Origin of the sequence: Bifidobacterium thermacidophilum subsp. thermacidophilum DSM 15837 (genome assembly GCF_000426425.1) — a bacterium.
Taxonomy (GTDB): Bacteria; Actinomycetota; Actinomycetes; order Actinomycetales; family Bifidobacteriaceae; genus Bifidobacterium; species Bifidobacterium thermacidophilum.
In genome coordinates, this window is the sequence record NZ_AUFI01000006.1 from 208,886 (window position 1) to 228,297 (window position 19,412).

Here is a 19,412-nt window from a genome sequence, read left to right on the forward strand (position 1 = left end):
ATGGCAAACGAAGAAGCAGACATCCTGCAAATGCATGATCTGCACCCGGCTCCGGGAGCCAAGAAGGACCGTATCCGCGTTGGTCGCGGTGAAGGTTCCAAGGGCAAGACCTCGGGCCGTGGCGCCAAGGGCACTAAGAAGCGCTATCAGGTTCGTCCTGGCTTCGAAGGCGGACAGCTGCCGCTGTACATGCGTCTTCCGAAGCTGCGTGGCTTCAAGAGCCCGTTCAAGCAGGTCTACCAGGTCGTCAACATCGCTACGCTGAACGAGCTGTTCCCTGAGGGCGGCGAAGTCACCGTGGCCGATCTGGTCAAGAAGCGCGCTGTGCGTGCTGGCAACCCGGTTAAGATTCTTGGCGATGGAGACACCAAGCTGGCGTTCACCATCAAGGGCGTGAAGGCTTCGGCCTCCGCCAAGGCCAAGATTGAGGCCGCAGGCGGCTCCATCTCCGAGAACTGAACTCGGTGATGCTTGCCTGCTAGACAAGCTGATGTGACCCTCTCCTGTACTAGGAGAGGGTCACATCGTATTCAGTACTGTACCCGCGGTTTCGACCACGCTGTCGGCGTTGCCTCGCGTGCATCGACGCGCGTCAGGTAGACGGCATAGGGTAGACTGTGGAACTTAGAGTGTGACATTGCACGTTCGCGTGGTTTCCTCGCGCAAGACATAAGGGAAGGAACCCCAGGTGAGGACGTTAATCCAGGCCTTCAAGACCAAGGAATTGAGGAACAAGATCCTCTTTGTACTTGGCATGATCATCATTTACCGTATCGGATCATTCATCCCGACACCGGGTGTCGATGTCAAAGTCGTCCAGCAGTGCGTCGGCAAGATGAGCACGGTATCCGAGAACTTCATCGGTCTGGTCAACCTCTTCTCCGGCGGCGCCATGCTCCAGCTGTCGATCTTCGCGCTGGGCGTCATGCCGTACATCACGGCATCCATCGTCATCCAGCTGCTGCGTGTGGTCATTCCTCGTTTCGAAATGCTGCACAAGGAAGGTCAGTCCGGCGAAGCGAAGCTCACCCAGTACACCCGTTATCTGACCATCGGCCTGGCGGTGCTCCAATCCACCACCATCCTAGTCACCGCGCGTTCCGGTGCGCTGTTCAACTACCAGTGCTCGCAGGTTATCCCGAACGATTCGGTATGGAATCTGGTCGTTATGGCCCTTATCATGACCGGAGGCACCGGCTTCATCATGTGGATGGCCGAGCTTATCACCGATAAGGGCATCGGCCAGGGCATGTCAATTCTTATCTTCATGTCAATCTGCTCCGGCTTCCTGCCGCAGCTGTGGGAAATCGGCTGGGGCGCCAATGGCAAGGACGGCAACTGGACCAAGTTCGGCATCGTCGTCGGCGTTCTGCTCGTCATCATGATTTTTGTCGTGTATGTCGAACTTGCTCAGCGCCGGATTCCGGTGCAGTACACACGCCGCATGATCGGCCGTAAGATGTACGGCGGTTCGTCCACCTACCTGCCGCTCAAGATCAACATGAGCGGCGTTATTCCGCCGATTTTCGCGTCCTCGATCCTGTCCATCCCGACACTGATTGCGCAGTTTGGCAACAGCGACCAGAGCTGGGTCAAGTGGATTAACACCAACCTTGCCAGCACCACCACCGTGTGGTACATCGTGCTGTATGCCATCCAGATTGTGTTCTTCACCTTCTTCTACACGTCCATCACCTTCGATCCGGACGAAGTTGCCGACAACATGAAGGATTACGGCGGGTTCATCCCGGGTATCCGTGCCGGTAGCGCGACCAGCCGTTATCTTGGCTATGTGATGAACCGTCTTGATACGGTGGGCGCCATCTACCTGCTGTTTGTGGCACTCATCCCGACTGTTCTCATCATGTCTATGCAGCTGAATAACCGTCTGCCCTTCGGTGGCACGACGATCCTGATCATCGCAGGAGTCGGCCTTGACACCCTGCGTCAGGCGAAGGCTCAGACCGAGCAGTTCCAGTACACCGGATTCCTGTTCGAGAACACCGAGCACGTCGAAGGCAAGTAATCACAACCACAACCGGGTACGGTCCTTGGGGCCGTACCCGAACTGTTATCCGCAGCTGCACAAAGTGAGCACAGATAACAGTTTCACCATCACCGTGTATGACATGTAAATTGTGCGTGGCCTCATCTGAGCCTTAGGCTCCGGACTCGAGGTCGCGGATCATTGGCTTATCAAGCCAGCAACCACAGGAAAGGAACACCATGCGTCTGCTGATTATGGGACCGCAGGGCGTCGGCAAGGGAACCCAGGCCGCTCTGCTGAGTAAGCATTACAACATCCCGGCGATTTCAACCGGAGATATCTTCCGCTACAACCTGACGAACCACACCGAGCTCGGCAAGCAGGCACAGACGTATATCGACAAGGGCGAACTCGTGCCGGACGAGCTGACGAACTCAATCGTCAAGGATCGTCTAGCCAAAGACGATACCCGCAACGGTTGGATTCTTGACGGGTATCCGCGTAACGCCGCCCAGGTCGCGGCGCTCGACAAGATGCTTGACGAACTGGGCACCCCTTTGGATTATGCTGTCGCCCTCGACGCGGCGCAGGATGTCCTGCTCGAACGCATGAAGAAGCGTGCAGCCGAGGAAGGTCGTTCCGACGACACCCCGGAAGCGATTGCGAAGCGTCTTGAGACCTATGCGAAGGAGACCGCACCGCTGCTTGACATCTACCGCAACCGTGGCAAGCTCGTCAGCGTCAATGGCGTCGGCGAAATCGAAGCCATCAACAAGGAGATCATCGCCAAGCTCGGCTGACGATCAAAGCCGGTCCGTTACCCGACGAACCGCGTGATCATCGAAGCTGGTGGTGCAACACGCCGTGTGTTGCACCACCAGCTTTTCGTGTATTATTGCAATTTGGTGTGTCTTCGGATACCCATAGTAATTCGTCTGAGGAACGGAACGAGGCTCATGGCAAAAGACGGTGTGATTGAAGTCGAAGGCAAGGTGGTGGAAGCACTGCCGAACGCGATGTTTCGCGTGGAACTTGAGAACAAGCACATCGTGCTGGCAACGATCTCCGGAAAGATGCGCAAGAACTACATCCGTATTCTTCCGCAGGACCGGGTTGTGCTGGAGATGAGCCCCTACGATCTGAACCGCGGTCGTATTACGTACCGTTACAAGTAAGGTACAAGCAAAGGAAAACCATGAAGGTCAGCCCTAGTGTGAAGAGGATCTGCGAAAACTGCCGCGTGATCCGTCGTCACGGCCGCGTCATGGTGATCTGCACGAACCCGCGCCACAAGCAGCGTCAGGGCTGAGCAGATTTCCAGCGGCATATGAACAGACACTGAATCACAGCGCAAGCTGAACCCCGGGTACGCAGGCCCGGGCCGGGAAACCGGGCGATTCGGTGTGAGACCTGCGCAAAACAAAAGGAATCGCAATGGCACGTCTTGCCGGAGTCGACATCCCAAATGAGAAGCGTATCGAGATTGCGCTCACCTACATCTTTGGTGTGGGCCGCACTCGTGCGAAGGAAACGCTTGCCGCGACCGGAATCAATCCGGATACCCGCGTCAAGGATCTTACGGATGAGCAGCTCATCACGCTGCGCGACTATCTTGAAGCCAACTACAAGATCGAAGGCGATCTGCGTCGTGAAATCGATGCGGACATCCGTCGTAAGATCCAGATCAACTGCTACCAAGGCCAGCGTCACCGTAGGGGACTTCCTGTGCGCGGTCAGCGCACCAAGACCAACGCCCGCACCCGGAAGGGCCCGAAGCGTACGGTCGCCGGAAAGAAGAAGGCCACCAAGTAAGGTGGCGTGCCCCGGGCCACGAGACGGACTAGCTCATCGCCCGGGCATTCAAGTTCGTTACTAGGAAACGAGGGTCAATGGCAGCCAACAAGCAAGCTGCGCGCAAGCCGCGTCGCCGGGACCGCAAGTCGGTGCCGGTCGGGCAGGCGCACATCAAGTCCACTTTCAATAACACCATCATCTCGATTACGGACCCGTCCGGAGCGGTTGTCTCCTGGGCGTCCGGTGGCGATGTCGGTTTCAAGGGCTCCCGCAAGTCCACGCCGTACGCCGCTGGCATGGCCGCCGAATCCGCTGCCCGCAAGGCGATGGAACACGGCGTCAAGAAGGTCGACGTATTCGTGAAGGGCCCGGGTTCCGGTCGTGAAACCGCCATCCGTTCCCTGCAGTCCGCCGGACTCGAGGTCGGTTCCATCACCGACGTCACCCCACAAGCGCATAACGGCGTTCGTCCTCCGAAGCGTCGTCGCGTCTGAGCACTTTTACAATCCACCCATCCAACCCGCTTATGGCCGGTGAGTGCACCACCGATCAGAAGCTGAAAGGATAACCACAGTGCTTATCGCACAGCGTCCGACACTTACCGAGGAATCTCTCAATCCACAGCGCTCACGTTTCGTGATCGAGCCGCTCGAGCCTGGCTTCGGCTATACGCTCGGCAACTCCCTGCGCCGCACGCTGCTCAGCTCCATTCCTGGAGCGGCAGTCACTTCGGTCCGCATCTCCGGCGCCCTGCATGAGTTCACTACTCTGCCTGGCGTGGTCGAGGATGTCACCGAGATCCTGCTCAACATCAAGGGCATCGTGCTGACCAGCGAATACGACGAGCCAGTGGTCATGTATCTGCGCAAAAGCGGTAAGGGCGAGGCTACGGCGGGAGATATCACGCCGCCTGCCGGCGTCACCATCGCTAATCCGGATCTGCACATCGCCACGCTCGAAGACGATGGCGAACTCGAGATTGAGTTCACCGTCGAACGCGGCCGCGGTTATGTGCCTGCTCAGATGAACAAGCAGGATAACGATGAGATCGGCCGCATCCCGGTCGATTCGATCTACTCCCCGGTTCTCAAGGTGAGCTACAAGGTCGAGGCCACTCGCGTGGAACAGCGCACCGACTTCGACAAGCTCATTCTGGACGTGGAGACCAAGCCCGCCATTTCGCCGCGTGATGCGGTGGCTTCGGCCGGCTCGACCCTGGTTGAGCTTTTCGGCTTGTGCCGTGAGCTCAATGCTCAGGCCGAGGGCGTCGAGGTTGGTCCGGCACCGGTTGCCGAAGAGACCAACCCTGAGATGTCCATCCCGATCGAGGATCTCAATCTCACGCAGCGCAGCTACAACTGCCTCAAGCGCGAGGGGATTCACACCATTGGCGAGCTGGTGTCCCACACCGAGCAGGATCTGCTCGATATCCGCAATTTCGGTATGAAGTCCATCGACGAAGTCAAGGAGAAGCTGCAAGGTTTCGGCCTGTCGCTCAAGCCTTCGCCACTCGGCGGATTTGATACCAACAACCTCGAAGGTGGCACGTTCTTCTCGCCGGAAGATGAGTGAACCGCCCCTTTGACCAACCGTTCCTTATCGGATGTTCGGGCATCTGCCCACCTGAGCGGGAACAATAAGGAGTAAACATGCCAAAACCGAAGAAAGGCCCGCGTCTGGCGTCGAGCCCGGCACATGAGCGCCTGATGCTCGCGAACATGGCGACCAGCCTGTTCCGTAACGGCAGCATCAAGACCACCCTGCCGAAGGCAAAGCGTCTGCGTCCGCTGGCCGAGCGCCTGATCACCTTCGCCAAGCGTGGTGATCTGCACTCACGCCGTCGCGTGATGCGCGTCATTCGTGACAAGTCCATCGTCCACAAGCTCTTCACTGAGATCGCCGAGCAGATGGAACAGCGCGAGGGCGGCTACACCCGCATCGTCAAGATTGCTCCGCGTCGTGGTGATTCCGCTCCGCAGGCCATCATCGAGCTCGTCACCGAGCCGGTTGCCAAGAAGGCCGTCGTGAAGGAAGCTGAAGCCGCTGCCAAGACCGCCGCGAAGGAAGACAGCGAGGCTGTTGCCGCTGCCGCCGATGCCGCGATCGCTGATGGCGCTGCTGATGATGCCGTTGAGCAGGCTGTGGCCGCCAACGAGTCCGGCAACGACGTCGCCGCTGCTGACGCCGCCGCTGTTGACCTCGACAAGACCGCGGATGCCGCGGATGCCGAGGCTGCTGAGCAGGCTGAGGAAGCTGACGTGGCTGATGACGCCGAGAAGGCTGCCGACGAGAAGTGAGTGAACCGTCACCTTCCATGACTGTTGCACAACACTGATGACTGGGGTCGGATCCATACGGGTCCGACCCCAGTTGTCGTATATGATCGCATACCGGAGGCATTGTCACGAGACGTATCCCGCATGTGTCTGTTTACTGTCGCGTGCCACTTGATTAACGGCACACATTTATGCCAAGGTCGTATACTTGTGCCGATGAGATTGAGAATTGACCTTTCCTACGATGGCGGCGGATACCATGGCTGGGCGCGACAGCCAGAGCTGCGCACAGTACAAGGCGAACTGGAACACGCGTTGGCGACCATCCTTCGACTTGCTGACGAGCGGGAGGTTCGTGTCACTGTCGCCGGCCGAACCGATACCGGCGTGCACGCATTGGGGCAGGTGTGCCACGTCGATATATCGCCCGAGGTTCTCGACTCATGCATCGGACATATGCAGGCGAATGGTGTCGAGGCGTTGGAGCGTCGCCTCAAGCATGTGTTGCCCGATGATATCGTTATCCGCTCCATCAGTCGCGCGCCTGAGGGTTTTGACGCACGATTCTCCGCGCTGGAGCGGACTTACGTCTATCGGATTTGTGATGCAGGTCGGCCGGTGGACCCCAGGATGCGTGGATTTGTGGCGGCAATCCCGGATCGACTTGATTTAGGCCTAATGAACGAGGCAGCCCGGATGACCGTAGGCCTGCACGATTTCGGCTCGTTCGCGACCCCCAATCCCGGGGGAACAACCATCAGGGAGGTCATGCGCGCCCACTGGGACAGAATCCCGGATGCACCGCTGGTGTCGGGGGATTCCGATCCGGCAGGGTATCGGGTGTCTGTTCTCGAGTCAGGGCTGGTCTGTTTCACAATCGTCGCCGATGCGTTCGCCCACAATATGGTGCGTTCGTTGGTTAATGCTTGCGTGCAGGTAGGCAGAGGTAGGAAAAGCTTGGACTGGTTCGCGCACAAAATGGCCGAGCCGGTACGTGAGGGTTCAACCGGGCCTATCGATGCGCGCGGATTGACGCTGGAGCACGTGTCCTACCCTCCGGATGACGAACTGGCTGCGCGTGCTGAGGCAATCAGGGCGAAGCGCACCTTGGAATAGCTGTTCGGTTGCACGTTAGTTGCACATGCTTGAGTCGGCATGTGAGAACAGCTTGGTGGGGGATATTCTCGCATCATCGCGACACGCGGGACGGATGCGCGTGAAATTGTCCTATAATAATCAGGTTGCATGTTTTCTGCGGTCATCGCAGTGACGAGCGACTTGGATGAGTGTCCGAGCGGTCGAAGGAGCACGCCTCGAAAGCGTGTGAGGGCGAAACCCTCCGCGAGTTCGAATCTCGCCTCATCCGCAGTACCCCGTGGGTTCCACCCGCGGGGTTTCTTGTTATCAAGCCGAAAACCGCATGGTTCCAACGGTTTCGCGGCGTGTCGCCCCACCAGGCAGGGTTGCGTCGAGTGGCATACATATACATGTTACGGCGCATATTGGGGGACACATTAGGGGCATGGTGGGCGCGTGCCGCAGCGCCGGTGAGGATGATAGGCAATGACTTTGGTCCCTATATGCCGTGGCGAGATGTATGGGAGACTGGAACATTGTTCCGGTCTGCGTGCGCATCCTGTATGCCGCGGCATGCGAAACTGAACAATATCGTCGGAAAGCGGTAGCTCCGGGCTGTGCCCTGCGGTCTGCGCATTCCCGGACATACGCAACTCGCCATATTGCTCACGGATTGGGCATGGCGTCTCCCGTCTGCCATGCGGCGTATGACGGGGCATACGTAAACCGACATTATGGCTCCTGGGCGGGCCTGAAAGCTTTTCGACCGGACGTGGACGTGCTTCTCCCGCACACGGGAGTCGGGGGCCACAGTCCAGTCTGAGCGATCTGCGGATATGCGAATCTCAATATCCCGCGTTTTCGTGTGGAATTCGAGAGATATTGAGAAGAAAGTCCGAATATCTCTCGTCGGTGGCAGTTTTGGGGAGATATTGAGCATTCAGCACGATGCTGCCATGTCGGCAGGATTATCAGAAGCTTGAAATTTCAACGATTCTAACTTATCGTGCCTTCGTCGCGCCATCGGGCGGTCCTGAAAAGTCGCGGGGTTCGCATCCTCGGAGAGATATTGAGAGATTATTCGAAAAATCTCTCTCGCACAGGATTTTCGGCGAGATTTTCGGACTTTCTGATACACAGGCATACAGAGACGAGAAGACCGATGGGCCGGACCTATGTATCTGACCACCCAAAGTTCGTCGAGTCGTGGGTATCACGGGATCGCGAACTATGCCGGGTGTGGCGTCATTGCTTGCTGCTGCTTGCGAAAACCGCAAAATCGGCGCTCGGGTAGCCTTGCGCGAACGCCTCGTAGCAATGCCCCGTAATCAGACGCACCAACACGAGCATCTGATTGGTGCGGGTGCTGGCTGCTGTAGCCCCGGTGTTCGAGACGGTGTTGTCGGGGGATGCGAGGGCGGCCAACTCCTCCAACGCGCAGTCGATTTCGATGATGGACACCGTGGACGCCTGCAATCCTGTTGATTGGTCGGTCGCAGTGCTCGGATTGGCGAGCAGATTGGATATGTCGTATTCTTTCTGCCGCAAATCGCCGGTATTGCCCGCGATAGACATCAACTGCGACCCGGCGGCATGATGGTTGTCGCTTGCGGTGAGGGTCGCGCCGACCACCCCTTTGGCGGCGAGCACTTGCAATGCGGAGCCTGCACGGTCTTCGGCAAGCGCGAGTTTGCGAAGAATTGCTTTGCTTAACGGCAGTGCTGTCAGCCCATCGAGACGCTGTCTGCGCAGGGCGTTGCCGTCGTGGGCGCTCGCCGTGTAGGTCTGTGAGATGCTTTGCGCGAGATTGTTGGCCAGCCATTGGGCTTGCGCGCTGCGGATGACCCCTTCTGTGATGCGTTGCGGACATGCTGCCGCGACGGTCTGCCAGTCTTGCGCCGACTGCGATGACGCCAAGTATCTGACGATGATCGGCCCGTGCTGTGCGCGGGAGTCGTTGTCGGTGGCGGAGCGGTAGGAGCGCTCGCAGTCGGTTTCCTGATATTCCGATTCGGCTCGTCCTGCGATTCTGGGGGATGAGCATGCAGTCGTGGCAGTCATCACCGCGATTGCGGCAACGCATATGGCGGCGTATCTGAACATAGTGCGCGCACGGCGAAGGAGAGGACTGCGTGTCTGCATACTCATCTAAAGTAGTACGTAATTGTGACTAATTGGGCAAAGCGCTCGGTAATAACTTCACATAGGAGGTCTTGCAGGATGGAACTGGACCTGGCAGGTATTCACCAGCTGGCAGCTGGTCAGGGAATTGACGCCGAGACGCTGGATGATGCACTTTCCGAGGCATTGCGACTGGCTTATCTCAAAACACCGCACGCGGCGAAGCACGCCCGCGTCGAGCTTGACGAGCGTGCAGGCACGTTCACGATCTGGGCTCAGGACGAGATTCCGGTCGAGCCGACCGAGGATGACCCTCATCCGGCGCCGAAGTTGGGGGAGGAGTATGACGACACCCCGCATGATTTCGGTCGTCTCGCCGCCGCGACGGCGCGTCAGGTCATCAGCCAGCTGTTCCGCAAGGCTGAGGATGACCGTGTGCTTGGCGCCTTCGCAGGGCAGAAAGGCAAGCTGATCACCGGTATCGTCCAGCAGGACGCTAAGGATCCGAGCAATGTACATATCGCCGTTGGCGATGTCGAGGCGTTGCTTCCCCGTCGCGAGCAGGTGCCGGGCGAGCGGTACCGTCACGGCGAACGTCTGCGCGTGTATGTGGTCAATGTCTCCCGCGGCCTGCGCGGACCGGAGATTGTCGTGTCCCGTTCCCACCCTGAACTCGTCCGTTGTCTGTTCGAGCGTGAGGTGCCTGAGCTGGTTTCCGGCGCTGTGTCCATCATGGCGATTGCACGTGAAGCGGGCGCCCGCACCAAGATCGCGGTCAAGGCGAACACCGACGGCGTCAATCCGAAGGGCGCGCTGATCGGCCCCGCGGGTTCCAGGGTGCGTGCCGTCATGGAGAATCTCGGCCACGAGAAGATCGATATCGTCGATTGGTCCGCAGATCCGGCGAAGTTTGTGGCGTCGGCGCTGTCACCTGCGGTTGCGACGGATGTGCAGGTCATCAGTGAGAAGAACCAGACCGCCATCGCGTTCATCCATGACGACCAGCTGTCGCTCGCCATCGGCAAGGAAGGGCAGAACGCCCGTCTCGCCGCGAAGCTTACCGGTTGGAAGATCGGCATCGAGTCTGCCGAGCAGCATAAGGCGAAGCTCGCCGCCGAACGGGCAGCCGAGGCAGGCGCGTCACAATCGGCTGAAAACAAGTAGACACGGCTCGCGCCGCAATCCACAGTCTCCGGTATGCTGGATTGCGGCAATCCGGGCCCGGCAGTCCATACTTCCGGGCCGTGACACGGAGACGAGGTAACAGATCATGGTCGCACGATGAGACAAGGTAAGCTCGCCATCATCGAAGTGTGACTGCGCATATGCGCGCAGTCATGGAATAGGAGAAAACTGAGTGGCAAAACAGCGCGTATATGAACTGGCCAAGGAGCTTGGCGTTGACAGCAAAACCGTCCTTGAGAAGCTCAAGGACATGGGGGAGTTCGTCAAGTCCGCGTCTTCTACCGTGGAGGCGCCGGTCGTTCGTCGTCTGAAGGCATCCTTCCCGAAGCAGGAAGCATCCAATAAGCCAAACGATAAGAAGCAAGGTGCAAAGGCTGCACCGCGTCCGCAACACTCCGAGCATCATCAGGAGCAGTCGCAGGCATCAAGCGAGAGCAATGCCGCGAAGCCGGGGCCGGCACATCTGCATGTGCCGAAGCCGGGTGCACCGCATCCGGGGCCTCATGCCGGCCAGCGTTCCCAGCAGGGTGGTCGTCCTGACCGTCCCCAGCGCCGTGACGACCGTCGTGACAACCGCGAGGGACGCAATTCCCGTAACGGTGAGCAAGGCCGTCCGGGTCACAATCCGCGTCGTAATGGCCCTCGCCCAGGGGCCAGCGGTCCACACGCGTCGCGCGGAGCCCAAGGCGCCGCGTCGCAACAGCGTTCCGGTACGCCGCATGCCGCGACTCCGGGGCCGCGTCCGGGCAACAATCCGTTCAGCCGCAAGCAGGGCATGCACGTGCCCACTCCGGGTGACATCCCGCGTCCGCACCCCATGGCGCGCCCGACTGTCGAAGGTGGTCGTGGAGGCCGTGGCCGTGGCGGCCGCAATGGTTTCAGCAACGGCCGCGGTGCTCGTCCGGGGCAGTGGGGCCAGCATCGTCCTGGCCAAGGTGCCGGCGCAAACCGCGGTGGAAGCGGCGATCATTTCGGCGGCGGCTTCCAGAACAGTGGCGGCAATGCTGGTCCATCTCGCGGCGGCGGCCGTGGTCGTGGCGGTGCCGCAGGTGCATTCGGTCGTCAGGGCGGCAAGTCCTCGAAGGCACGCAAGAACCGTCTCGCGAAGCGTCATGAATATCAGGAGATGAAGGCCCCGGTCATCGCCGGTGTGCGTATCCCCGCAGGCAACGGCCAGACTGTGCGTCTGCGTCAGGGCGCGTCCCTTGCTGATCTTGCTGAGAAAATCAACGTCAATCCGGCGGCGCTCGTCACCGTCCTGTTCCATCTCGGTGAGATGGCCACGGCGACCCAGTCCCTCGACGAGGCGACTTTCCAGATTCTTGGTGAGGAAATCGGCTGGAACATCGAGATCGTCTCCGCTGAAGAGGAAGACAAGGAGCTGCTGCAGCAGTTCGACATCGACCTTGATGAGGAAGAGCTGCAGGACGACGAGAACCTCAAGCCGCGTCCGCCTGTGGTCACGGTCATGGGCCATGTCGATCACGGTAAGACCCGCTTGCTGGACACCATCCGCAAGACCAACGTGGTCGCTCGTGAGGCCGGCGGCATTACCCAGCGCATCGGCGCATACCAGGTGACGGTCAAGCTTGATGGTGAATCGCGCAAGATTACCTTCCTCGATACCCCTGGCCACGAAGCCTTCACCGCTATGCGTGCCCGTGGCGCCGAACTCACCGATATCGCGATCCTCGTGGTCGCCGCGGATGACGGCGTCATGCCCCAGACCGTTGAGGCGATCAACCACGCGCAGGCGGCGAACGTCCCGATTGTGGTCGCGGTTAACAAGATCGATAAGCCGGGCGCCAACCCGGAGCGTGTACGCGGACAGCTTACCGAATTTGGCCTCGTGCCAGAGGAGTACGGCGGCAACACCATGTTCGTCGATATCTCCGCCAAGCAGGGCACGAATGTCGATAAGCTGCTCGAAGCGGTGCTGCTCACCGCCGACGCAGAGCTTGATTTGCGGGCCAACCCCGATATGGATGCCCGAGGTGCCACCGTTGAAGCCCGACTCGACAAGGGTCGCGGTGCTGTGGCGACCGTGCTCGTGCAGTCCGGCACCCTCCATGTGGGTGACGCTATCGTGGCCGGTACTTCGTACGGCCGCGTGCGTGCCATGCTCGACGAGAACGGCAATCATATGAAGGCCGCAGCCCCGTCCACGCCTGTCCAGGTGCTCGGCCTGACTTCCGTGCCGACCGCAGGCGACCTGTTCCTGGTCGCCCCTGACGACCGTGCGGCACGCCAGATCGCCGAGAAGCGTCAGGCCACCGAACGCGCGGCCCAGCTGGCCAAGCGCCGCAAGGTGGTTTCGCTCGAAAGCCTCAAGGAGCAGTTCGCCAAGTCCGAAGTGGATATGCTCAATATCGTCATCAAGGGCGATTCCTCTGGCTCTGTCGAGGCCCTTGAGGATTCGCTCATGAAGATCGATGTGTCCGAGGAAGTCGGCATCCAGGTCATCCACCGCGGTGTCGGTGCCATCACGCAGAACGATGTCAACCTGGCGAGCGTCGACAAGGCCGTCATCATCGGCTTCAACGTGCGCCCGAACCGTCAGGTCGCCGATCTGGCGGAACGCGAAGGCGTGGAGATCAAGTACTACTCGATCATCTACAAGGCCATCGAGGATGTCGAAGCCTCCTTGAAGGGCATGCTCAAGCCCGAATACGAGGAAGTCGTCACCTCGCACTCCGAGATCCGCGAAATCTTCCGCTCCTCCAAGTTCGGCAACATCGCCGGCGTCATGGTTCAGGACGGCGAGGTCAAGCGTGGTACGAAGTGTCGCATCCTGCGCAACGGGGTCGCCACGGTCAACGACCTGGAGATTTCCTCGCTGCGCCGTTTCAAGGACGACGTCCAGTCGGTCAAGGAAGGCTACGAAGCCGGTATCAACCTCGGCACCTTCAACGACATCGAGATCGGCGACATCATCGAGACCTTCGAGATGCGCGAAATCGAACGCAAGTAGCCGTTTTGGACGGCCCAGGCCGCCCACAACGGTTCGGAACACCAGGTAACAGGCCAGTGCACTCCATCGGCGCACTGGCCTGTTGCGCAACTGAAGACATGAAGACTGCCCGCGGACGGTTACGCCCTCAGCCTGAAATAGACACACGTGACTGGGCTGTGGGAATATCAAACCAACGAACGTATCAGACCGGCCTCGAACAGACCGGCTCCTAGAACTCTTAGAAAGGAACACCATTGGCAGGGACGAATCCACGGGCGGCGCGCATCGCGGCGCTCATCCAGCGTGTGGTCGCATCCGCGTTGGAACGCCAGCTGCACGACGAACGGCTCCACAGCGTGACCATCACCGACGTGCGGGTCACCAACGATTTGCAGATCGCCACCATCTACTGGACCCAGCTCGGCCACGACGGCAAGGAGCAGGGTGAACGCAAGCGCGCCCAGCAGTCGCTCAATCAGGCGAAAGGCCGTCTGCGCACGCTGGTCGGTCGCAAGGTGGGGCTGCGACTTACCCCGGAACTCAAGTTCAAGTTCGACGAGGTGCCGGGAGAGGCGACCGAAATCGAAGATATTCTGGTCACCGCCCGTCGTCGTGACGAGGAACTCGCGAAAAGCCGCGAACACGCCCAGTACGCCGGCGAAGCCGATCCGTACAAGCATCCCGAGGAGCGGGAGAACCGATGGGCCGAGGATGATGATTACGATGCTTATGACGACGACAACTACGGTGAGGAATCCGACGACGCCGTCGATACCGGCGACGAACATGACGATACCGACAGCGGGCTGACAGGCGGGCAGGATGCCTGACGGCCTCATCGTCATTGACAAGCCGCAAGGGGTCACGAGCCATGACGTCGTTGCCGCGGTACGGTCGGTGCTTCACGTGAAACGCGTCGGCCACGCAGGCACGCTCGACCCGATGGCCACCGGCGTGTTGGTCATCGGGTTCGGCTACGTCACCCGGCTGCTCAACTACATCGTCGACCATCACAAGACCTATGAAGCGACTATCCGGCTCGGGCTGCGCACCACCACCGAGGATGCCGAAGGCGAAATCATCGAGTGGCCTGCCGAGGAACGCGAACACGTGCGCGCGCAAATCGCCGCGCTTTCCCGGGAAGCGATTGAACAGGCGGTTAACACCCACCTGATGGGGGAGATTAGCCAGGTCCCGAGCTCCTACTCCGCAGTGAAAATCAACGGCAAACACGCCTACGATCTCGCCCGCGAAGGCAAGGAGGTGGCCCTCGAGCCTCGCCAAGTGACCATCGACAGCTTCGACGTGCTCGCCGTCCATGAACCGGATGCGGCGCAGGGCACGCGCGATATCGACGTGCGTGTCGCATGCTCTGCGGGCACGTATATTCGGGCGCTCGCCCGCGATCTGGGCCATATCCTCGGGGTCGGCGGATACCTCACCCGGTTGCGGCGCACCCATGTCGGCGCGTTCAGCCTCGAAGGACCGCATGTCTTGCCCGCCCGCAGCGAGGAACATAGCTTCACCACGCGCGACGGACGGCACGAAACCCGCATGAGGGCCCGGCTTGATACTACGAAGGAGCAGCTCCTGGACGCCGCCCTGACCATGGGGCAGGCCGCACGGATGACCATGCCCGTCGTGGATGTCAGTGACAAGCAGGCGCAGGATCTGCGGTACGGGCGCAGTATTGGCGTCACCGTGGCGGGTGCCACAGCCGCCATCGCGCATCCGGCAAATACCGGGGAAGACGTGGTCGCCATCATTGTCCCCGACAGCGGGACGCCGGCGCAATCGCGCCCGACGGTGGTCTTTCCTGCCGCCTGACCTTTTGCTAGAGTGGACGCGGCAATCCAAGAATCCAAAACATCGAAGACAACCAAGACATCACAACCAAGACATCCAAGAGTTTCGGGACAACGACAAGAGGAACAGCATGAACATCACCAATCTGGTTCCCGACGTCAGCGGGCTGGTCAACTGGCCGACCTTGAGCGTCAACCGTAAATCCGTCGTCACGGTCGGATCCTTCGACGGCATGCATCAGGGGCACCGTGCGGTGATTGGAAGAACCGTTGAATTGGCCAAGCGCAACAACGCCTTCTCGGTGGTCATCCTGTTTGACCCGCGGCCGAGTGTCGTCCATCAGTACGCAAAAACCCATCAGGGGCAGCAGCCGCCGGCGGATATTGCCGATCCCGAGCGGCTCATGGGTGTCGACCAGCGGCTGCGCGTCATGGACGAACTGGGCGTGGACCACGTGCTGCTCGTGCAATACACGCTCGCGTTCGCGGCGAAATCGTTCCGTTTCTTCCTCGGCCAGCTGGTCGGCAAACTCGGCATGCGCACCCTCGTGCTGGGGCAGGACGCGCATATGGGGGCGGGCCGCACCGGCGATGTGAAAGCCATCGAGAATCTTGCGCTTGCCACCGGTGTGTTCGAACTGGACATCGTTGACGACCGCGGGCCCGGATACACGCGTATCCCGCAGAATATCGCATATGTTGCGCCTGAGGGACTTGGCGAGCCGAAAGACCCGACCGCCGGCATGACCAAGGCCCAGATGCGCGCGTGGAGTAAGAAGCATCAAGCCCAGCAGGCTAGAGTGTGGAGTTCCTCGAATGTACGGTATCTGCTGTCCCAAGGGCGGATTAAGGATGCGAACGCCATTCTGGGCGCGCTTCATGCCATCGAAGGCACGGTTGTTCACGGCGAGCAGCGTGGTCGTGGCATCGGCTTCCCGACGGCGAATCTGGACGCGCAGATTGATGGATTCCTACCGGTCGATGGCGTGTATGCGGGGTGGCTGGTTGACTTGGGTGGGCCTAAGAACGGCGATGACGCGCAGGATTCCACGACGTCGGCGGACGTGGTGAATCAGACGACACAAGACGCGGCTTGTCCCGATGCTGCAAATGCGGACCGCACCGCGCCCGCAGCGAGCATCCCGCAGCCGCTGGACCTTGCTTCCATTCGATCGCGGCTTGCTCCGCACTCGCCGTATCGCTGGCCCGCGGCCATCTCCATCGGCACCAAACCCACATTCGAAGCCGAAGCCGGCGAGCTGGAACGTGTCGTCGAAGCCTATGCGGTGACCGATGACTGGCTTGACCTGTACGGGCATCGCGTTCGCATTGAATTCACTGGATTCCTGCGTCCGCAAATCAAGTTCGATTCCGTAGACGCGCTGAAAGCTGAGCTTGCGGTCAACGCCAAGCAGGCTGCGGACGCCGCCCGGGACGCACGGTAGATACCAAGAACTAACAAGAACCGGTAGTCACGCCCTCTGCCGATGGGCCGGCCGAGGGCGTGATTACCGGTTCTGCGTGATTACCGGTACTGCATGATTACCGGCTCTTGCACAGCCCCAGCGCATCCAATGCGTCACGCAACGACGTCACCTCAACGAGTTCAATCCCTTTCGGCACGGCACCTCCATGCCGCTTGCCCGAACGGGTTGCCGGTACAACAGCCCGCGTGAATCCCAACCGAGCCGCCTCACTCAACCGGTGGGCGATCTGGGGGACAGGGCGCACCTGGCCGGTCAGCGATATCTCCCCGATTGCGCAGGTCGACCGTGCGATTGGTGTACCGGTCGCCGCGCTCGCCAACGCCGCCACAATCGCCAAATCGCACGCCGGTTCTTTGGCCGATGCCCCCGCGATGGTCGAGACATAGACGTCATTGGCGAGCAGATTCACCTTGCCATGACGGTACAGGACCGCGGTGAGCATCGCCAGACGGTTCCCGTCCACACCGTTAACCGCACGACGTGGGGTGGGCAATACGGATTTCGTGACGAGCGCCTGCAACTCGATTGGCAGGCTGCGATGCCCGTCCAGGGTGAAGGTCACGCATGTGCCGTCTACTGTCTCCTGCGAAGCGGACAGGAACAGCCCGGAAGGGTCGGCCACCTCTTCTATGCCCTCGCCACTCATATCGAAGCAGCCAACCTCGTCGGTGGGGCCGAACCGGTTTTTCACCGCGTGCAGCATACGCAGCGCGGTTTGGGCGTCGCCTTCGAATTGGCAGACCACATCGACCAGATGCTCCAGCGTGCGCGGCCCGGCGATCGAACCGTCTTTGGTGACGTGACCGACCAGGACAATAGGGATGTCAAGGGTTTTTGCGGTGTCGATAAGCGCGCTCGCGACCTCTCGCACTTGGGTGGAACCGCCCGAGATGCCATCGACATCTTGGGAGACGATAGTCTGCGCGGAATCCACGATGGCGAGTCGCGGATGCTCCTGGGCGATCAGCCCCAAAACGGTGGCCAGATCAGTGGTGGAGGCGAGCAGGAGATTGTCCTGCACCGCATCGATGCGTGAGGCGCGCATGCGCACCTGCGCCTGCGATTCCTCGCCCGACAGGTACAGTACGGTGCCATCCGGGTTCGTGCGCGCCACATTCCCCGCAGTTTCGAGCAACAGCGTTGATTTGCCGATACCCGGTTCGCCGGCGACCAGAACGACAGAACCAGGGACTATGCCGCCGCCCAGCACACGGTCGAATTCGCCGAATCCGGTGGGAATGCGGGCAACGCTTTCCGTGCCGACTTCGCTGATTGGCTTGACCGTACCCTCGCCCACCACGGTCTGCGCCTGCGTGCGCGAGGTGCGGCCGGGAGCGGCGGTGCGCGATTTTGCGGCGGGACGCGCCTCATGGAACTCCTCGACCGTGCCCCATTGGCCGCATTCAGGGCAGCGCCCGTACCATTTAGGGCCGTTCCAGCCGCATTCTGTGCACACGTACTGCGTCGTAGTCTTTGCCATAGTGCTGAAGCTAGCGAACTTTCGCGACATTGCGCGGCGGGCTCAACGTGCGTTCCTGATGATGCCGGGCAAGCGTCATGCCGCTGTGCGAGAATAAACCGTATGGCGAACACTCAACAATCCTCATCCCATGGCAAGCTCACTGCGGTAATCGCAGTGGCAGCGGTGGTTATCGTGCTGGCACTGCTGTCGGCATTCATCTGGCCCGGCTGGGCGCTCAACAAGACGACGACACCGGCGAGTGCGCCGACCACCAGCTCGACGGCGAGCGGCAAGAAGTCAGCGAGCGCGAAAGCCCCATCGACTCCGACCATTTCGGCGAAAGCTCTGCCCACTGACGCGACCAGTCTGCTGAAAGCCATGCCGGACAGTGTGGCCAATTATGCGCGTACCGACGCCAACCCGAGCGCGAACTGGACATCCACGTCACCGCTGGAAGAGTACACGATGACGTATTCCACTGGGGATGACACAAAGAACATCTCACTGATTACCGCACAATGGTCCAGTGCAGATGATGCGAAAAAGCAGTATGAGACGTTGACCGCCTCGCTGACTGGCGACGAGATCGCATCCGGCAATGTCAAGGTCAGCGGCAAGACTACCGGCAGCTATGTGATTCGCAAGGACGCCTCCGACAACAAGAAGGCGATTGCTGTCTGGCTCAACGATACCGCGGTATTCCAGGCGAACGGTCCGAGCGATGCGGTGACGACATTCTGCCAGAAATTCCCGCTGTGACGAAGGTGCAGTGCGCTTTCGCGTGTGCCGTCGGAATGTCGTTATCCAAAGTCGCCGAATGCGTGTAGTATTAGGCGAGTTGCAATCTTTCGGTAATAAGAATGGAGGCTTCAGATGGGTTCCGTCATCAAGAAGCGCCGCAAGCGGATGAGCAAGAAGAAGCACCGCAAACTGCTGCGTAAGACTCGTCACCAGCGCAAGTAGTTGCACCGGTGAAGCCTCGCGCAAGTACTGCGAGTAGCTCACAGCTCAGGCCCCTCTTCGGAGGGGCTTTTTCTTTGCCTTACCGGAGCGGCTGCCTTGAACTGGTGACATCCGGACGCGGCTTCGGCGTAACCGGGTTGGCAAGAGAACGCATAGGCATGTTGTGTATGTCTGGGCATGCGGGGGCCGCGAAAACACCGTGGAAGAAGGTGGTGTCCGGTGGTATCCATTAGGTTGCGAATGTTCGGGCATACGCAACCTGACATGGTGGCCGCACGCCGGGAAAGAAAACCGCGAACGGG

The 19,412-nt window shown here is 60.1% G+C and carries 19 protein-coding genes and 1 tRNA gene; 18 read left to right on the forward strand and 2 right to left on the reverse strand.

Annotated elements, in window-relative coordinates:
* The 11 genes from rplO (at position 1) to K315_RS0101350 (ending at position 7,423) form a co-directional block, all read left to right on the forward strand.
* The gene (gene rplO / locus K315_RS0101305) at positions 1 to 459 is read left to right on the forward strand and encodes a 50S ribosomal protein L15 (protein ID WP_015450954.1); all 459 of its coding nucleotides are present in this window, start codon (positions 1 to 3) and stop codon (positions 457 to 459) included.
* Between the two features lie 229 nt (positions 460 to 688).
* Complete coding sequence (secY, locus tag K315_RS0101310; RefSeq protein WP_029575838.1) at positions 689 to 2,026, forward strand: preprotein translocase subunit SecY; 1,338 nt, start codon at positions 689 to 691, stop codon at positions 2,024 to 2,026.
* A 200-nt stretch (positions 2,027 to 2,226) separates the two neighbouring features.
* Positions 2,227 to 2,787 carry an adenylate kinase gene (locus K315_RS0101315; protein ID WP_029575839.1) on the forward strand — a complete coding sequence of 187 codons (561 nt, stop codon included), beginning with the start codon at positions 2,227 to 2,229 and terminating at the stop codon, positions 2,785 to 2,787.
* A 156-nt stretch (positions 2,788 to 2,943) separates the two neighbouring features.
* Positions 2,944 to 3,162, forward strand: a complete 219-nt coding sequence (infA, locus tag K315_RS0101320) for a translation initiation factor IF-1 (protein WP_015450951.1) — start codon at positions 2,944 to 2,946, stop codon at positions 3,160 to 3,162.
* 20 nt (positions 3,163 to 3,182) lie between these two features.
* Positions 3,183 to 3,296 carry a 50S ribosomal protein L36 gene (rpmJ, locus tag K315_RS10105; RefSeq protein ID WP_003814578.1) on the forward strand — a complete coding sequence of 38 codons (114 nt, stop codon included), beginning with the start codon at positions 3,183 to 3,185 and terminating at the stop codon, positions 3,294 to 3,296.
* Positions 3,297 to 3,421: 125 nt separating this feature from the next.
* The gene (gene rpsM / locus K315_RS0101325) at positions 3,422 to 3,799 is read left to right on the forward strand and encodes a 30S ribosomal protein S13 (RefSeq protein ID WP_015450950.1); all 378 of its coding nucleotides are present in this window, start codon (positions 3,422 to 3,424) and stop codon (positions 3,797 to 3,799) included.
* 77 nt (positions 3,800 to 3,876) lie between these two features.
* Positions 3,877 to 4,275: a 30S ribosomal protein S11 gene (gene rpsK, locus K315_RS0101330; RefSeq protein ID WP_015450949.1), complete on the forward strand. Its 399-nt coding sequence runs from the start codon at positions 3,877 to 3,879 to the stop codon at positions 4,273 to 4,275.
* A gap of 79 nt (positions 4,276 to 4,354) precedes the next feature.
* On the forward strand, positions 4,355 to 5,353 hold the full coding sequence (locus K315_RS0101335) for a DNA-directed RNA polymerase subunit alpha (RefSeq protein ID WP_015450948.1): 999 nt from the start codon (positions 4,355 to 4,357) through the stop codon (positions 5,351 to 5,353).
* 77 nt (positions 5,354 to 5,430) lie between these two features.
* A complete protein-coding gene (gene rplQ / locus K315_RS0101340) occupies positions 5,431 to 6,078 on the forward strand; it encodes a 50S ribosomal protein L17 (protein WP_015450947.1) in 648 nt (215 codons plus the stop codon).
* Between the two features lie 195 nt (positions 6,079 to 6,273).
* Entirely contained in the window at positions 6,274 to 7,173 is a 900-nt protein-coding gene (gene truA / locus K315_RS0101345; protein WP_029575840.1) for a tRNA pseudouridine(38-40) synthase TruA, read from the forward strand.
* A gap of 164 nt (positions 7,174 to 7,337) precedes the next feature.
* Positions 7,338 to 7,423, forward strand: a tRNA-Ser gene (locus tag K315_RS0101350).
* Between the two features lie 956 nt (positions 7,424 to 8,379).
* Here K315_RS0101350 and K315_RS0101355 read toward each other — a convergent pair.
* Positions 8,380 to 9,195, reverse strand: coding sequence for a hypothetical protein (locus K315_RS0101355; protein ID WP_152571381.1), 816 nt, complete (start codon positions 9,193 to 9,195; stop codon positions 8,380 to 8,382).
* Between the two features lie 159 nt (positions 9,196 to 9,354).
* On the opposite strand from K315_RS0101355, the gene nusA reads away from it, so the two are divergent.
* The 5 genes from nusA to K315_RS0101380 all read left to right on the forward strand — a co-directional run bounded on the left by nusA (position 9,355) and on the right by K315_RS0101380 (position 16,643).
* Entirely contained in the window at positions 9,355 to 10,419 is a 1,065-nt protein-coding gene (nusA, locus tag K315_RS0101360) for a transcription termination factor NusA (RefSeq protein ID WP_029575842.1), read from the forward strand.
* A 193-nt stretch (positions 10,420 to 10,612) separates the two neighbouring features.
* Positions 10,613 to 13,411: a translation initiation factor IF-2 gene (gene infB, locus K315_RS0101365; protein WP_029575843.1), complete on the forward strand. Its 2,799-nt coding sequence runs from the start codon at positions 10,613 to 10,615 to the stop codon at positions 13,409 to 13,411.
* 236 nt (positions 13,412 to 13,647) lie between these two features.
* The gene (rbfA, locus tag K315_RS0101370) at positions 13,648 to 14,223 is read left to right on the forward strand and encodes a 30S ribosome-binding factor RbfA (protein WP_029575844.1); all 576 of its coding nucleotides are present in this window, start codon (positions 13,648 to 13,650) and stop codon (positions 14,221 to 14,223) included.
* Positions 14,216 to 15,220 carry a tRNA pseudouridine(55) synthase TruB gene (gene truB / locus K315_RS0101375; RefSeq protein WP_029575845.1) on the forward strand — a complete coding sequence of 335 codons (1,005 nt, stop codon included), beginning with the start codon at positions 14,216 to 14,218 and terminating at the stop codon, positions 15,218 to 15,220. Before rbfA ends, truB begins: the two co-directional genes overlap by 8 nt.
* Before the next feature lie 109 nt (positions 15,221 to 15,329).
* A complete protein-coding gene (locus K315_RS0101380; RefSeq protein WP_029575846.1) occupies positions 15,330 to 16,643 on the forward strand; it encodes a riboflavin kinase in 1,314 nt (437 codons plus the stop codon).
* 97 nt (positions 16,644 to 16,740) lie between these two features.
* Here the strand turns inward: K315_RS0101380 and radA are convergent, their stop codons facing one another.
* On the reverse strand, positions 16,741 to 18,165 hold the full coding sequence (radA, locus tag K315_RS0101385; RefSeq protein ID WP_029575847.1) for a DNA repair protein RadA: 1,425 nt from the start codon (positions 18,163 to 18,165) through the stop codon (positions 16,741 to 16,743).
* A 102-nt stretch (positions 18,166 to 18,267) separates the two neighbouring features.
* Between radA and K315_RS0101390 the strand changes: the two genes are divergently transcribed.
* Positions 18,268 to 18,906, forward strand: a complete 639-nt coding sequence (locus K315_RS0101390) for a hypothetical protein (RefSeq protein WP_029575848.1) — start codon at positions 18,268 to 18,270, stop codon at positions 18,904 to 18,906.
* 114 nt (positions 18,907 to 19,020) lie between these two features.
* Positions 19,021 to 19,110, forward strand: a complete 90-nt coding sequence (locus K315_RS10110) for a 30S ribosomal protein bS22 (RefSeq protein WP_004268639.1) — start codon at positions 19,021 to 19,023, stop codon at positions 19,108 to 19,110.
* Positions 19,111 to 19,412 lie beyond the last annotated feature (302 nt).